The 255-nt window shown below is 65.9% G+C and carries 1 protein-coding gene; it reads right to left on the bottom strand.

Features of this window, described 5'->3' with window-relative positions:
* Positions 1-255: hypothetical protein (locus ACZYOF_RS44775; protein WP_463719720.1), on the bottom strand; the 255-nt coding region annotated here is incomplete at both ends.

Below are 255 nucleotides of genomic sequence, written 5' to 3'. Positions count from 1 at the left end.
CCTCCAGCGGCTGCGCCAGCATGTTGCGCTGCAGGCAGCTGTAGGTCTCCAGCACCAGCCCGGTGGCCGACAGGATCTGCTTGGACCGGCTGAACTGGTAGCCGTCTTTCTCAATGGCCGGCGTGTGCGACTTCGGCGGCTTCATCGAGGCGATGCCGCGCGCCTGCAGCTGCGCGTCGAACTGGCGCACATGCTCGTAGAGGCGAGGCCGGTCGCCGATGATGACGACCATGTCGCCGTCAAAATCGCCGTCGA

Source organism: Bradyrhizobium sp. LeoA1Lang, from assembly GCF_055413685.1.
Note: the sequence above shows the minus strand (reverse complement) of the source record. Positions and strands in the feature narration are given on the sequence as shown.